Source organism: Acrocarpospora corrugata, from assembly GCF_009687845.1.
Taxonomy (GTDB): domain Bacteria; phylum Actinomycetota; class Actinomycetes; order Streptosporangiales; family Streptosporangiaceae; genus Acrocarpospora; species Acrocarpospora corrugata.
Genome location: NZ_BLAD01000091.1, coordinates 1 through 14,948, shown reverse-complemented (window position 1 = coordinate 14,948; position 14,948 = coordinate 1). Strand labels below are relative to the sequence as shown.

At 68.6% G+C, this 14,948-nt stretch carries 12 protein-coding genes; 6 read left to right on the top strand and 6 right to left on the bottom strand.

Translation table 11 applies throughout. The features are described 5' to 3' along the window. The first annotated feature begins 70 nt into the window (after positions 1-70). The gene (gene rsmA, locus Acor_RS34850; protein WP_155341037.1) at positions 71-919 is read left to right on the top strand and encodes a 16S rRNA (adenine(1518)-N(6)/adenine(1519)-N(6))-dimethyltransferase RsmA; all 849 of its coding nucleotides are present in this window, start codon (positions 71-73) and stop codon (positions 917-919) included. On the opposite strand, the gene Acor_RS34845 is transcribed toward rsmA, so the two are convergent. Together Acor_RS34845 and Acor_RS45960 are read right to left on the bottom strand one after the other, a co-directional pair. Then, positions 909-1,892, bottom strand: a complete 984-nt coding sequence (locus tag Acor_RS34845) for an FG-GAP repeat protein (RefSeq protein ID WP_170317231.1) — start codon at positions 1,890-1,892, stop codon at positions 909-911. The genes rsmA and Acor_RS34845 overlap by 11 nt on opposite strands. 566 nt (positions 1,893-2,458) lie before the next feature. After that, positions 2,459-3,835 (bottom strand): serine/threonine-protein kinase, encoded by a 1,377-nt coding sequence (locus Acor_RS45960; protein ID WP_308805705.1) that lies wholly within the window; start codon positions 3,833-3,835, stop codon positions 2,459-2,461. Positions 3,836-3,947: 112 nt separating this feature from the next. Between Acor_RS45960 and Acor_RS34835 the strand changes: the two genes are divergently transcribed. Together Acor_RS34835 and Acor_RS34830 are read left to right on the top strand one after the other, a co-directional pair. Next, entirely contained in the window at positions 3,948-4,847 is a 900-nt protein-coding gene (locus Acor_RS34835; protein WP_246239536.1) for a 4-(cytidine 5'-diphospho)-2-C-methyl-D-erythritol kinase, read from the top strand. A gap of 16 nt (positions 4,848-4,863) precedes the next feature. Next, on the top strand, positions 4,864-6,657 hold the full coding sequence (locus Acor_RS34830; protein ID WP_155341034.1) for an ABC-F family ATP-binding cassette domain-containing protein: 1,794 nt from the start codon (positions 4,864-4,866) through the stop codon (positions 6,655-6,657). Positions 6,658-6,767: 110 nt separating this feature from the next. Here the strand turns inward: Acor_RS34830 and Acor_RS34825 are convergent, their stop codons facing one another. Together Acor_RS34825 and Acor_RS34820 are read right to left on the bottom strand one after the other, a co-directional pair. Further along, the gene (locus tag Acor_RS34825; RefSeq protein ID WP_155341033.1) at positions 6,768-8,303 is read right to left on the bottom strand and encodes a trypsin-like serine peptidase; all 1,536 of its coding nucleotides are present in this window, start codon (positions 8,301-8,303) and stop codon (positions 6,768-6,770) included. A gap of 327 nt (positions 8,304-8,630) precedes the next feature. After that, a complete protein-coding gene (locus Acor_RS34820; RefSeq protein WP_155341032.1) occupies positions 8,631-9,143 on the bottom strand; it encodes a MarR family winged helix-turn-helix transcriptional regulator in 513 nt (170 codons plus the stop codon). 85 nt (positions 9,144-9,228) lie between these two features. Between Acor_RS34820 and Acor_RS34815 the strand changes: the two genes are divergently transcribed. From Acor_RS34815 to Acor_RS34810, 3 genes are all read left to right on the top strand, one after another. Then, a complete protein-coding gene (locus Acor_RS34815; protein ID WP_170317230.1) occupies positions 9,229-9,981 on the top strand; it encodes a trans-aconitate 2-methyltransferase in 753 nt (250 codons plus the stop codon). After that, positions 9,982-10,329: a VOC family protein gene (locus Acor_RS42490; RefSeq protein ID WP_170317229.1), complete on the top strand. Its 348-nt coding sequence runs from the start codon at positions 9,982-9,984 to the stop codon at positions 10,327-10,329. Between the two features lie 69 nt (positions 10,330-10,398). Beyond that, entirely contained in the window at positions 10,399-11,850 is a 1,452-nt protein-coding gene (locus Acor_RS34810; RefSeq protein ID WP_155341031.1) for a CYTH and CHAD domain-containing protein, read from the top strand. On the opposite strand, the gene Acor_RS34805 is transcribed toward Acor_RS34810, so the two are convergent. Both Acor_RS34805 and Acor_RS34800 read right to left on the bottom strand, forming a co-directional pair. Beyond that, positions 11,838-12,698 (bottom strand): NUDIX hydrolase, encoded by an 861-nt coding sequence (locus Acor_RS34805; protein ID WP_155341030.1) that lies wholly within the window; start codon positions 12,696-12,698, stop codon positions 11,838-11,840. The genes Acor_RS34810 and Acor_RS34805 overlap by 13 nt on opposite strands. Beyond that, positions 12,695-14,797 carry an RNA degradosome polyphosphate kinase gene (locus Acor_RS34800; protein WP_155341029.1) on the bottom strand — a complete coding sequence of 701 codons (2,103 nt, stop codon included), beginning with the start codon at positions 14,795-14,797 and terminating at the stop codon, positions 12,695-12,697. The genes Acor_RS34805 and Acor_RS34800 overlap by 4 nt, the downstream gene beginning before the upstream one ends. Positions 14,798-14,948: the final 151 nt, after the last annotated feature.

Below are 14,948 nucleotides of genomic sequence, written 5' to 3'. Positions count from 1 at the left end.
TTCAGCTTGGATGTACTTCACCCGAGGGCAACAGGTAATTCGGCACGCTCACATGCCGGAGACTGGAGGCATGAGTTTGCTTGGGCCCGTCGAAGTGCGCACGCTGGCGGAGAAATTGAACATCCGTCCGACGAAGAGGCTCGGGCAGAATTTCGTGATCGACGGCGGCACGGTCCGCAAGATCGTCCGGGTGGCGGGGGTCACGCCGGAGGACGTGGTGATCGAGATCGGTCCGGGTCTGGGGTCGCTGACGCTGGCGCTGCTGGCCGAAGTCGCCCGGGTGGTGGCGGTGGAGATCGATCCGGTGCTGGCGGCGCAGCTTCCCGTGACGGTCGCGGAGAGGGCTCCGGAGCACGCCGACCGCCTGTCGGTGCTGGCCGCCGACGCGCTCCGGATCGGTCCTGAGGATCTGCCCGTCCTGCCGACCGCGTTGGTGGCGAACCTGCCGTACAACGTGTCGGTCCCGGTGGTGCTGCACATGCTGGAGTGCCTGCCGTCCCTTCGGAGCGGGCTTGTCATGGTTCAGGCGGAAGTCGCGGATCGGCTGGCCGCGCCGCCCGGCTCCAAGATCTACGGTGTGCCGTCGGTGAAGGCGGCCTGGTATGCGGAGGTTCGCCGGGCCGGGCCGGTCGGCCGGAACGTGTTCTGGCCCGCTCCGAACGTGGACTCCGGCCTGGTCTCGCTGGTCCGCCGCGACCCGCCGGCCACCTCCGCGACCCGCGAGCAGGTCTTCGCCGTCGTGGACGCCGCTTTCGCGCAGCGCCGCAAAACCCTCCGCGCCGCCCTGGCCTCCTGGGCCGGTACGGCGTCCGCCGCCGAAACAGCCCTCACCAAAGCGGGGATCAACCCCTCGGAACGCGGCGAACAGCTGAGCGTGCTCGATTTCGCCAGAATCGCGGAGCACGGCCCTAGCCGGTGACGGTCGCCCCGAACTCCAGCGCGTCCCCATCCGGAACGATCAGCTTCCGCACTTCGCCGACGGGCGAGACCACGGCCACCGCCCCGGTCGTCCTCCGATCCGGCACTCCCACCAGCGCGTACCCGTCCCCGGTCCGCGCCAGACTCCACCCGAAATGATCGTAGGACTGCCCGTTGGCCAGCCGGATCTGCCGGCTGAACCGGGTCGGATCCAGCGGAATCGCCTGTACGGCTCCGCTTTCCGGGCGCCGGGTCTCACTCTGCCCCGGAATCCCGACCAGGACGTCCGTCCCCACGAACGCGAGCGCATAGCCGAACATGTCGCCCGCTTCCGCGATGTCGCCGATTCCGACCGTGCCCTCGTGCAGGCTCCTGATCAGGCGTGGGTCCCCGGAGGTCGACTCGAAGAGCAGGGCCAGGCCGGAGTTTGGCACGCCCTGGACGTCCGCGTTGGGGGCTCCGATGGCGAGGTAGCCCTTCCCGGCATGCGTACCGAACGCGAGTGAATGCCCGAAATGGTCGCCGGTGCGTGACTCGGTGCCCGCCGCCACCAGCGACAGATCCCAGCGCACTCCCCGATAGGTCCACGGCTTGGTCGCCACGTCGTACACGAGCGCGACCGCCCCCGTGTCGATCTGCCCGACTTCTTCCCGATCCTCGAATGGCACGCCGACCGCCAGATCGACCTCTCCCGCGTTCCCGCCGAGCCGGGCGAACGCGAGCGCCCACCCGAACATGTCCCCCGTCTGCGCATGCCCCGGCACGCCCGGCGAGTTCTGCGTGATCCGCTGCGCCTCTCGCGGCTTGCGCCCGTCGAACCTGAACACGTACGCGGCCCCGGAATCGGCGACCTCGTCCGCGTCCTCATGCGGCGCGCCCACCGCCACCGTCCCCGACGCGATCGCCAGCGACCACCCGAAATGCGCGTTCGTCCGCGGCGAAGGAACCTTCAACTCCAGCCGCGACCCCGCCATCGCCTGCCCACCCCAGAACACATAGGCAACCCCCGCCCCCGGCACCGAACCCCCATCGGAAACCCCCGAAGCGAACGGATTGGAAATCACCACATCCAGACACCCATCCCCATCCAGATGCCCCGCCTTGGCCGCCCACCCCGCTTGCCCACCCCCTTGCAGCAACGGCATCACCCGCGCACTCAACATCGGCCCGAGCAACAAGTAGGCCCGCCCCTCCAACTCACCCCCCGGCGAAACCGGATCGGTAACCAGGGCGTCATTGACCCCATCCCCATCAAAATCCGCCGTCCCCGCACCCCCGCAGACATCAACAGGCGGCGACCCAGCCCCCACCAACCCCACCACCAAACCCCCAACCACCAACAAAGCCGCCACCCTCCGCAGCCGCCACCCAAATGACGACCGCCGGATGGGAAGGACCCGCGTCAGTGTTGGCGAGACACTTCCGGATCTCTGCTCCCCCGAAGAGCGTGATCCTCGCAGGGGAGCCCTCGTGGAGTTCGGACCGTGGGTGGGCGAACGCAGCCATCCGGTCAGAGCTGTCCCGAGTGTTGCGTGGGCTTTCACAGTCGGACCTCTGTTTCGGGGCCGCCGGACACCAAAGATCCCGTCAGGGAGGTGGGGGTGTTGCCCTCGGGGAGGGTGTATTCGGCGGTGAGGGTGAGGTGGTCGCCGGGGGCGAGTTGGTCGGGTGGGGGTGGGGTGGTGGTGGTGTGGGTGTTGCCTTGGTTGTCGGTTAGGCGGGGGTAGGGGGTGAGTTGGGTGGTGGCGCCGCCCATGTTGATGAGGAGCCAGGTCACCGAGCAGGCCGTTCCGTCGGGGGCGGGGCGGCAGCGAGGGGGTTGAACGATCAGGTGGATGTCGCGGATGACGAGGCGGCGGCCGATGTCGTTGGGGCGGGCGTTGGAGCCGGTGGGGTCGGCCGGTGTGCTGTCGCGGAAGCCGAGGTAGAGGCCGGCGCCCAGGACCAGGAGGCCGGCTAACACCGCGTACGGCCATTTGCGGTGTTTGCGGGTGGGCGCGGGGGGTCGCAGGTCCTCCGGCGGGTCCCACGTCAGCGACGCGGTGCTGGCCGGGTCCCAGGCCAGGACTTCGGTGCTGGGGTCCTCGCGTCCGCCCACGAGGGCGAGGAGGAGCTCCTGGGCGGAGGGGCGGTGGCGGGGCTCCTTGTGCAGGGCGCGCCGGACGAGGTGGTCGAGGGGGGCGGGCAGGCCGTCCAGGTCGGGCTCGGATTCCAGGACGCGGTGGGCCAGGACCATGGGGTCGCCCTCGCCGAACGGGTGGCGGGCGTTGCCGGCGAAGGCGACCAGGCAGCCCCAGGTGAAGATGTCGACGGCGGGGGTGACGAGGCGGCCCTGTAACTGTTCTGGCGCCCACCAGCCGGGGGAGCCGACGACTTCGCCGGTCTCGGTGTGCCCGTGCGTGGCGTCGACCGCCCGCGCGATGCCGAAGTCGATCACTCGCGGCCCGGACATGGACAGGATCACGTTGGCCGGTTTGAGGTCGCGATGAACCAGCCCGGCGGCGTGGATGGCGGTCAGCGCGGCGGCCACGCCGAAGGCGACGCCGTGCAGGCTGCCCGAGTCCAGCGCGCCGGAGGTCGCGATCTGCCGGTCCAGCGGGGTGCCCTGGATGAACTCGGTGACCATGTACGGCCGCCCGTCCTCCGTCGTGCCCTGATCCAGGACCAGCGCCGTACAGAAGGAGGCGACCCGCTGCGCGTGCTCCACCTCGGTCTTGAAGCGCAGGCCGAATTCCTCGTCCACCGCGTACTGCCGCTTGACGACCTTCACCGCGACCTGGCGTTCCCCGTCCAGGCCCAGGTAGACCGTGCCCATGCCGCCCGTGCCGAGGCGTCCAACCAGCTGGTACGGCCCGATTCGCGCCGGATCACCGTCGGAAAGCGGCGCGCTGATAGCCGAGTTGACGTCGATGTGCACTCCCCGTGAACCGCGCGTTGCCGCAACCGTACCGTTCCGTGTACGGCTTTCGCCCCAATTTGTGGTGATCGTTTGTCAGGCATTGAGGCAGGTCAGGTTAGGCTCGGGTGCCGTGACGTCATCTGTGACCGTACGAGTCCCGGCCAAGGTCAATCTGCAGCTGTCGGTGGGCCCGCTCCGGGACGACGGCTATCACGATCTGGTGAATGTGTTCCACGCGGTGTCGCTCTTCGACGAGGTCACCGCCTCCGAGGCCGAGACGCTGACCGTCCGGGTGGAGGGCGACTTGGCCGACCAGGTGCCGGTGGACGGCGACAACCTGGCGATCCGGGCCGCCCGCGCGCTCGCCTCCCGGGCCGGCCGGGCGTACGGCGCGGAGCTGGTCATCCGCAAGTCGATCCCGGTGGCTGGCGGCATGGCCGGGGGAAGCGCCGACGCCGCCGCCGCCCTGGTGGCGTGCGACCGGCTCTGGGGGCTCGGCCTGTCCCTGGAAGATCTGTCGGACATCGCCGCCGATCTGGGGAGCGACGTGCCGTTCGCCCTGCTCGGCGGGACCGCGGTCGGCGTCGGGCGCGGCGAGGTGCTGACGCCGCTGCCGGTGTCGGGGACCTTCCACTGGGTGTTCGCGCTGGCCGACGGCGGCCTGTCCACGCCCACCGTCTACAGCGAGTGCGACCGCCTCAGGGAAGCCGCGGGAGAGCGCGCCGCCTGGCCCGCGCTGAGCGAGCCACTGGCCGCGGCCCTGCGCGACGGCGACCCCCAGGGGCTGGGAAAGGCCCTGGCCAACGACCTGCAGCAGGCCGCGATCATGCTCCGCCGCAGCCTGCTGCGCACCCTGGACGAGGGCCGCGAGCAGGGCGCGCTCGGCGCGCTGGTCTCTGGTTCCGGGCCGACCTGCGCGTTCCTCGCCGAGTCCGCGGAGCACGCCCTGGACCTGTCGGTGGCGCTGCGCAGCGTCTGCCGCGCGACGGTCAGCGCGTACGGACCGGTCCCCGGAGCCGTGCTGGTCTAGATATCCTTACCAGGCGATGAACCTGGTCAATCTTGAATCCGTCTCCCACGCCTATGGTCCCAAGCCCCTGCTCGCCGGTGTTTCGCTCGGTGTCGAGGAAGGCGACCGCATCGGCGTCGTCGGCCGCAACGGCGGTGGCAAGACCACGCTGATCTCAATCATCGCGGGGGAGCTGAAGCCGGACAGCGGGCGGGTCACCCACACCCGCAACCTGCGCGTCGGCGTGCTCTCCCAGCGGGACGACTTCGCCGCCGACGCGACCGTCCAGGAGCTCGTGCTGGGCGGCAAGGTCGAGCACGAGTGGGCGAGTGACGCCGCGATCCGGGAGATCCTGGCCAACCTGCTCGGCGACATCGAGCTGTCCTCTCGGGCGGGCGCCCTGTCCGGCGGCGAGCGGCGCCGGACCGCGCTGGCCCGGCTGCTGATCGGCGACGACGACCTGATCGTGCTCGACGAGCCCACCAACCATCTGGACATCGAGGCCATCGCCTGGCTGGCCGGGCATCTGGCGGCCCGCAAGTCGGCGCTGATCGTGGTCACCCACGACCGCTGGTTCCTGGACGCGGTGTCGACCAGGACCTGGGAGGTCGTGGACGGCTCGGTCGAACGGTATGACGGTGGCTACGCCGCGTATGTGCTGGCCAAGGCCGAGCGCTCCCGGGTCGCGCAGGCGGCCGAGGACCGGCGGCAGAACCTGATGCGCAAGGAGATCGCCTGGCTGCGGCGCGGCCCGCCCGCCCGGACCTCCAAGCCCAAATTCCGGATCAACGCCGCGGAAGCCCTGATCGCCGACGTGCCGCCGCCGCGCGAGACCGTCGAACTGCTCAAGTTCGCCTCCGCGCGGCTGGGCCGCACGGTCTACGACCTCGAAGACGTCACGCTGCACGCGGGCGGCCCGGACGCGGGACCGCTGGTCCTGGACCACTGCACCTGGCAGTTCGGCCCCGGCGACCGGGTCGGGCTGATCGGCGTCAACGGCTCCGGCAAGTCCACCGTGCTGCGCCTGCTCTCCGGCTCGGTCCGCCCGGACTCCGGCCGCCTGGTCGAGGGGCGTACGGTCAAACTCGCCCACCTCTCCCAGGAGCTGGCCGAACTCGACCCGAACCGGCGCGTGCTGGAGACGGTGGAGGAGGTCCGCAAGTACATCACCGTCGGCAAGAAGGAATGGTCGGCCTCCCAGCTGCTGGAACGCCTCGGCTTCAAGGGCGACGCCCAGTGGAAGGTGATCGGCGACCTGTCCGGCGGCGAACGGCGCCGGCTCCAGCTGCTCCGCCTGATCATGGACGAGCCGAACGTGCTGCTGCTGGACGAGCCCACCAACGACCTCGACATCGAGACCCTGACCGAGCTGGAGGACCTGCTCGACGGCTGGCCGGGCACGCTGGTGGTGGTCAGCCACGACCGCTACTTCTTGGAGCGGGTCTCCGACCGCATGGTGGCCCTGCTCGGCAACGGCAAGCTGTCGATGCTCCCTGGCGGCGTGGACGAGTACCTGGAGCGCCGCGCGGCCGGGAACGCGCTCTCGGCCCGCGCGGCCACCGCGCCGGCCCCCACGCTCGTGGTGGAGGCCCCGATCACGGTCGGGCTGTCCGCCAAGGAGCAGCGGGAGCTCCAGAAGGAGCTGTCCCGGCTGGAACGGCAGCTGGACAAACTGGCCGAACGCGAAGGCAAGGTGCACGCCCAGATGGCGGAGGCCGCCAGCGACTTCGAACGGCTCGGCAAACTCGACGCCGAACTCCGCGAGATCGCGGCCCTCAAGGAATCCGCTGAAATCGACTGGATGGACGTGGCCGACCGTCTCGGCGAATAGCCCTAAATAGGGTGGCATAAAAATATAGAAAGGGCTCGGCCGTAAATGGCCGAGCCCTTCATTTCTCGTTCAGGCGAACCGGGGCACCTCCGGTTCATCCCTGGGTGCTACTAAACGATCTTGCCCGACCAGAGGTTCTTGGCCGCGCTGTAGACGCCGTAGGTCTCACCGTCGAAGTACGGGGAAACGCTGGTGTCGTAACGGTTGTTGCCGTCGGTGTCGGAGACGCCGATGGTCACACCGTTCAGGTAGCCGAGACGACGGGCGCTCTTGTAGTTCAGCAGCCAGGACGAACCGATCGCGCCCTCACCGGTGAAGCTGGACTTGATACCGATGAGCTCCTCAGCCTTGATGGCCGAGGCGGAAGCGGCGAAGGTCTTGCCGTACGCCCACTTCAGGGTCTTGCCGGAGAAGGCGTAGTTGCCGTCCGGGTGCGACCCGCTCGGGTAACCGAACACGAAGACCGGCTTGCCGACCTTCTGGTTGTAGGCCAGACCCTGCCCACCGACGTTGTCACCGAGGCGACCGACGTCCTTGAGCGCGACGGTCAGGACCTTGCCGACGACCTTGTAGTCCAGGTCGTAGTTGGCCCAGAAGGAGCGCAGGAAGTAGCGGTAGCCGCCACCCTGCTTGGGCAGGGTGTAGCCGAGCTTCTTCTTGTCCGAGCTCAGGTAGAACTGACCCTCGAAGTTGGTGCCGGGGAGGGCGTTCCGCCACTGGGTCTGGGCGGTGGGCCCAGTCAGTTCCTGGGTGGTGTAGCCAGTACCCGGCGCCGACGGGTTGTTGATCTCGTCGGTGTCCGTGTACTTGTTGAACTCGTGCCACGCGTCCCAGGTGATGCCCTCGACCTTGGTGGTCTCGGGGGTGCCCACCGGCTTGACCTGGTGGTAGTCGACGACCTCTTCGACCTTCAGCCAAGACCAGCCAGTGGTCTTGTCCGCCGCGAGCTTGGCCTTCTCCTTCTCGGCCTCAGCCTTGGTCTTGTAAGGCTTGCTCTCGTAGTCCTTGTCGAAGACGGGCGAAGCGCTGGGGACGACACCGTTGTACACGGTGACGAACGCGTAGTCGCGGTCGCCGTCCTCGTACACGTCGAAGTCGTAGTGCGTGAAGCCCTGCTTGCCGACGTAGATGCCCCACGGAGTCTTGCCCTGGTAGTAACCGGGGATGAAGACCCACTTCGAGAGGGTGGCGGCGTTGCTTTCGGTGTCGTACACGCAGTGGCCGGCCGTGGCGACCAGGTTGCGGTACTGCGACTGGAGCGAGGTGCCGGTGCACCAGTGCGGGCTACCGTCGGAGCCGATGAAGAACACCTTGCCGGAGGTCTTGGGCAGGTTGACGTTCTTCGACTTGCTGGTGCTCTTCTTCTCGTCGCCGATCGCGGGGATCACGCCGGGCTTGCTGTCCGCGGCGGGACCACCGGTCGAGACGTGCTTGGCGACGATCTTGGTCTCCACGTCGTAAGGCGTGGCACCGATCAGGTTGGCCTTGCCCTCACCATACCAGAACGCGGCGACCTGCTGCGCGGCCAGGTTGGTGTTGGCCAGGATGACCGACGGAACCTCGTCGGCCGCCTGAGCGGGGGAGGAGACAAGAGCGGAGGCCAGCAGGCCCGCGCTGATGCCGCCCACAACGAATGTGCGCTTCATTTGAGTTACCCCAGGTCTGTCGTGGGACGTCACTTGCGCCCCATGCGTCAGTAAAGGAACAGATAAAAGCTATAAGACGATCTAGGGTTGCGAAAGTTGAACAGCTTGTTACCTGCGCCGGGGGGTTCCCGCGCTACATCACGTACCTGTGGGAAACCTGGGAATGGGAGGGTCGTTTCCCCTGCTGGCAGGGGCTTCCCTAAATGATCATGCTGGATCGACCCAGCCGGGGTGTGTGACGTAAATCACACACCCCAAATGAAACCGTTAGGCGCTATCGTCCCGTCTTACTCGGGTTTCGCCTGCCAGTTGGCGGGCAGTGAGCCCCTACGCTCCGCTGTCGGAATCGTCAAAAGGGACAAGTAGCGTGCGCAGCAGGCCCGAAAGGGCCTGCTGTTCATGCTGGCCGAGGGCGGCCAGGAGCTCCTGCTCGCGGCGGAGCAGGCCGGCGAAGGCCGCGTCGACGCGTTCGAGCCCGGCTGGGGTGAGCCGGACGAGCACGCCGCGGCGATCCTCGGGGTCGGGGTTGCGGGTCACCAGTCCGGTCGCGGCCAGCCGGTCGATCCGGTTGGTCATGGTGCCCGAGGTGACCAGGGTGGCGCGCAGCAGCGCGCCAGGACTCAGCTCGTACGGCTCGCCGGACCGGCGCAGCGCCGTGAGCACGTCGAACTCCCAGGATTCGAGCGCGTGCTCGGCGAAACTGGCCCGCCGCGCGCGCTCCAGGTGCCGGCTCAGCCGGGACACCCGGCTCAGCACCTGGAGCGGGCTGACGTCCAGATCGGGACGCTCCTGCTTCCACGCCGCGACGAGCCGGTCAACTTCATCCTCGGCCTGCTTCATGGGAACTCAGTCTATCTCTCTTGACGTCGAGACATCTATCACGATATCAAGTATCTTGATGTCGAGATAAATGGAGGTTTCCGGCATGTGGGATCCCATCCTGTACGGCCGCTACGCCGGTGAGCGAGCCCGCCCCTTCTTCGAGCTGGTCGGCCGGATCGGCGCCGAGCACCCGGCCCGGGTCGTCGACCTGGGCTGCGGCACCGGCGAGCTCACCGTGCAGCTGGCCCGCCGCTGGCCGGACGCGGACCTGCACGGCGTGGACTCCTCCCCGGAGATGATCGCCAAAGCCCCGGCGGGAGCCCGTTTCGAGGTGCTGGACGCCCGGGACTGGAAGCCCGCTGAACCGGTTGATGTGATCGTCTCCAACGCGCTGCTCCAGTGGCTGCCAGAACACCGCGAACTGATCACCCGCTGGATGGCCGAGGACCTGGCCCCCGGCGGCTGGCTGGCCTTCCAGGTCCCCGGGAACTTCGACTTCCCCAGCCATGTGGTCATCCGCGACCTCTGCGTCAGCGCGACCTGGCGGGACGACCTCGGTGACCTGGTCAGATACGCCCCCGTGGGGGATCCTGTGGAATACCTCGACCTGCTCGCCGAGCACGCGGTGGACACCTGGGAGACGACGTACGTGCACGTGCTCCAGGGCGAGGACGCCGTGCTCAACTGGGTCAGGGCGACCGCGCTCCGGCCGATGCTCGGGCGGCTGACCCCGGACCGCCAGGCCGAATTCCTGGCGGACGCCGCCCGGCTGCTCGGTGAGGCGTATCCGCGCCGGGCTTTCGGCACCCCGTTCCCGTTCCGGCGGATTTTCGTCGTCGCGCGCAAGGAGTCGTAAATGATTGTCGGATTTCATCACGTCCAGCTGGCCGCGCCGGCCGGGAGCGAGCCGGAGCTGCGGGCGTTCTATGTCGGCGTGCTGGGTATGACGGAAGTGGAGAAGCCACCTGAGCTGGCCAAACGGGGTGGGGCCTGGTTCCGGGCGCAGTGCGTCGAACTGCATCTCGGGATCGAGGCGGATTTCCGGCCGGCGCGTAAGGCGCATCCCGCGCTGCTGGTCAGTGACCTGGACGCGGTGCTGGCGCGGCTGCCGGAGGCCGTACCGGATGATTTGCTGCCCGGGTATCGGCGATGCCATGTGCACGACCCAGTTGGGAACAGAATCGAGCTCTTGCAGGTGCCTTGAGCGATTTGTTCACCTTCAGGTGGCATCATGGCCGCAAATACGCGGCCATCCGTTCACTGCGAGGTGCTAGTGGCGATCGAGATCGAAGACAAGTTCGACGTTCCGGCCGAATTCGAGATCCCGGATCTCAGCGGCGTGAAAGGTGTCGCCGAAGCCGTCGGGCCCCGGACCTACTCGCTGGTCGCCCTCTATTTCGACACGCCCGACCTGCGGCTGGCGGCGCGTGGCATCACGCTGCGGCGGCGGCGCGGCGGGGCCGACGCCGGGTGGCATCTGAAGCTGCCCAAGTCCAAGGGCGTCCGGCAGGAGATCACCCGCCCGCTGACCCGGAGCACCAAGATCGTCCCCGCCGAGCTGGCCGAGCTGGTGCTGGTCTACACCCGCGGCGCTGAACTCGTCCCGGTCGCCCAGCTGGACACCAAGCGCGGGGTCACCCGGCTCATGGACGAGTCAGGAGAGGTCCTGCTCGAAGTCGCCGACGACCAGGTCAAGGGCACGGTGCTGGGCGACTCGCCGACCATGACGCGGTGGCGCGAGGTCGAGGCCGAACTGGTCAAGGGCGACGAGGAGCTGCTGCGCCGGACCGGCAAGCGGCTGCGCAAGGCCGGCGCGGTCACGGCGGAATCCGCGAGCAAGCTCGGGCGGCTGCTCGGCGACGCCGTACCCGCCCCGCAGGCAGGACCGGAGCCGGGCACGGCCGGCGCGGTCATCGTGGACTACTACCGCCGCCAGATCGACGCGCTGATCGCGCACGACGGGCCGGTCCGCCGGGCCGAGGACGACGCCGTCCACCAGGCCAGGGTGGCGTGCCGCCGGATGAGAAGCGCGCTCAAGGCGTTCAAGTCCCTGGTCGAGGGCACCGAGGAAGTCCAGGAGGAGCTGCGCTGGCTGGGCGAGGTGCTCGGCGAGGTCCGCGATCTGGAGGTGATCAGGGCCAGGTTCGCCGGGCACCTGGACACCCTGGAGGAGGCCCAGATCGTCGGTCCGGTCCGGGCCCGCCTCAGCACCGACCTGGAAGCCAAGGAACAGGCCGGATACGAGCGCATCCGCGAGGCCCTGAGCGGCGACCGCTACTTCGCGCTGCTGGACGCCCTGGACGCGCCGCTCACCCTGACCAAGAAGGCGGCCAAACCGGCCGGGGAGACCTTGGAGAAGATCGTCGACAAGGAGTGGCGGCGGGTCGAGGGCCGGTACGCCACCGCCCAGGCCATCGAGGACCGCGCCGCCCGCGAGATCTCCATGCACGACGTGCGCAAAGCCGCCAAACGGGCTCGGTACACGGCCGAAGTGGTCGGCCTGACCGAGGCCGCCAAACGCGCTGAATCGGTTCAGGAAGTGCTCGGCAAACACCAGGACGGCGTGGTCGCCCAGCAGACCCTCGCCGCCGAGGCCGACCGCGCCCGCCAGGCCGGTGAGGACACCTTCACCTACGGGGTGCTCGCCGGGATCGAGCACGCCGAGGCCGACCGCGCCGAACGCAAGTTCCCCGGCGTGTGGGCCAAGGTCAGTCAGGTCACGTAACGTTCCACGCTGACCAGCCGGTCGCCGTCGCGGTGGATCACCGCGAAGGCGCCCTTGCGCAGGTGGGTGTCGCCGCAGCGGTGCTCGCAGAGCCCGTCCAGCAGGCCGGGGACGACTTTGCCGTGCGTGCACACCACCGCGGGTTCGTCCAGCTTGCGGACCAGGCGGAGGGTTTCGCGTGGCTCGAAGTGGGTTTCGGTGAGCAGCTTCTCCTTGCGCAGCGGGAGGCCGCTGCTGGTGGCGTACGGCTTGAGGGTCTGGGTGCACCGTTTGCTGGGGGAGGTGACCAGGGCGGCGGGGGCGTAGCCGGCCAGGACGGTGGCCAGGGTTTCGGCCTGGGCGGCGCCGGCGTGGTCGAGGGGGCGGCGGTCGTCGTCGCCTTTCCAGTCCTGGCGGGAACCGGCCTGGGCGTGCCGTACCAGGATCACCGGGGTGGTGCGGAGGGGGGCGGCGGTGAGGGCCCGGAGCAGGCCCGCGTCCCATTCGTAGGTGAGGCGGCGGCGGGCCGCGTCCAGATTGAGCCAGGCGACCTGGTCGACCTCCTCGACGGCTTCCAGGTCTTCCAGGCCGCCGATGCCGACCGCCTGGGCGGTCCAGTAGTCGACCCGTTTCAGCCGGCCGTCCTTCAGGTAGTGCACCGGCGGAAGGGCGCGGCCGAGGAGGATCCGCAGGCCGGTCTCCTCGGCGACCTCCCGGAGGGCCGCGGCGATCACGTGCTCCCCGGGTTTCAGCTTGCCCTTGGGGAAGGACCAGTCGTCGTAGCGGGGGCGGTGGACCACCGCGACCTCCGGGTCACGCTCGTCGCCACGCCAGATCACGGCGCCGGCGGCGCGTACCAGATCGGTCATTTGCCGTCGTCCACCGTTCGCCACCGCCGGGTGCCGATGAGATGGTGCTGCAGATCCTCGCCTCGGTGCCGCTGCCAGTGTCCGTCCGCGTTGAGCCACCATGAGTCCGTCCCATCGGAGAAGGCCCGATCGAGCAGGTCCGCGATGTACGAGCGATGCTGCGCTCCGGTCACCTTGACCAGGGCTTCCACCCGGCGGTCCAGGTTCCGGCGCATCAGGTCGGCGCTGCCGATCCAGTACTCCGGACGCCTGCCCAGGCCGAACTCGAAGACCCGGGAGTGCTCCAGGAAGCGGCCGAGCACACTTCTGACCCGGATGTTCTCCGACAAACCTGGAACGCCCGGCCGGAGCGTGCAGATGCCGCGCACGAAGAGGTCGATCCTGACCCCCGCCTGCGAGGCGCGATAGAGCGCGTCGATGATCGGTTCGTCGACCAGCGAGTTGGTCTTGATCCGGATCCTGGCCGGGCGGCCGGCGTTCTGGTGCGCGATCTCCCGGTCGATCCGGCCGAGCAGGCCCTGGCGCATCGAGTGCGGCGCGACCAGGAGGCGGCGGTAGGCCGAGTGGTTGGAGTAGCCGGTCAGGTGGATGAACAGGTCGGTGACGTCCTCGCCCATCAGCGGATCGGCGGTCAGCAGACCGAAGTCCTCATACATCCGGGCGGTCTTCGGGTTGTAGTTGCCGGTCCCGATGTGGCAGTAGCGGCGCAGCTCGCCGCTGGGCTCCTGGCGGACGACCAGGGCCAGCTTGCAGTGCGTCTTCAGGCCGAGCACGCCGTAGACGACGTGGCAGCCGGCGCGTTCGAGCTTGCGCGCCCACGAGATGTTGGCGTGCTCGTCGAACCTGGCCTTGATCTCGACCACGACCACGACCTGCTTGCCGGCTTCCGCGGCGTCGATCAGGGCGTCCACGATGGGCGAGTCGCCGCTGGTCCGGTAGAGCGTCTGCTTGATCGCGAGCACGTCCGGGTCGGCGGCGGCCTGCTCGATGAAGCGCTGCACGCTGGTGGAGAAGGAGTCGTACGGGTGGTGCAGCAGGATGTCGCGTTCCCTGAGCAGCGCGAAGATGTCATCGTCTGCGTGTACGGCTTCCGCCGGCACGAACGGCCGGTAGTAGAGCTCGCCCCGGTTGTTCTGGGCCGGGCCGATGTCGGCGATGGTGTGCAGGCCGGAGAGGTCCAGCGGGCCGGGCAGCCGGTAGATCTCGTGTTCGGCGACGCCGAGCTCCTCGACCAGCAGCTCCAGGACCTCATCGGTGATGGTGTCCTCGACCTCCAGCCGGACCGGCGGGCCGAACCGGCGGCGCAGCAGCTCACGTTCGAGGGCCTGCATCAGGTTCTCGGTGACGTCCTCGTCGACGTCCAGGTCCTCGTTCCTGGTGACCCGGAAGACGTGGTGCTGGACGACCTCCATGCCCTTGAAGAGCTGGCCGAGGTGGGCGGCGATGACGTCTTCCAACGGGACGAAACGGTCCCGGGAGGCGGTGACGAAGCGGGGCAGCTGGCTCGGGACCTTGACGCGGGCGAAGACGGTGTTCCCGGTCGCCGGGTTTCGGACCGTGACCGCAAGATTCAGCGAAAGTCCAGAAATATAGGGAAAAGGGTGGGCGGGGTCGACGGCGAGCGGGGTCAGCACCGGGCGGATCCGCTCTCGGAACAGTTTCCGCATCGCGGTCCGCTCGTCCCGGCCCAGGTCGTCCCAGCGGACGATCTCGATCCCCTCAGCCGCCAGGTCCGGCCCCACCAGTTTGTGGAAGCACGCGTCGTGCCGCCGGGCCAGGCCGTCCGCGATCCCCGCGATCCTGGCCAGTTCCTCCCGCGGCTTCAATCCGCTTTTCGTCCGCAACAGCAGGCCGGTGGCCATCCGCCGTTTCAGTCCCGCCACCCGTACCCGGAAGAACTCATCCAGATTGCTGGCGAAGATCGCCAGAAACCTGACCCGCTCCAGCAGCGGCGTCCTCGGATCCTCGGCCAGTTCGAGCACCCGCTCGTTGAACTGGAGCCAGCTCTCCTCGCGGTTCAAGAAACGATCAAGAGGAAGCGGTCGGTCCTCTGGGTTGTGGTCTTCCTGCTTCGTGGCGATAGAGATTTCGGCGGACATGTCCTAAATATGCCCTACCTTGTTGAACGGAACGTTAACTACCGTCTGAAATCTCGTCGTGAGATGGACGGAGGCCCAAAGGCGACCAACGGGGGCCGGGGCGGCGCCCCGAGGGTGACCAAAGGGCGGGTGGGTGGGACAACCACCCCCC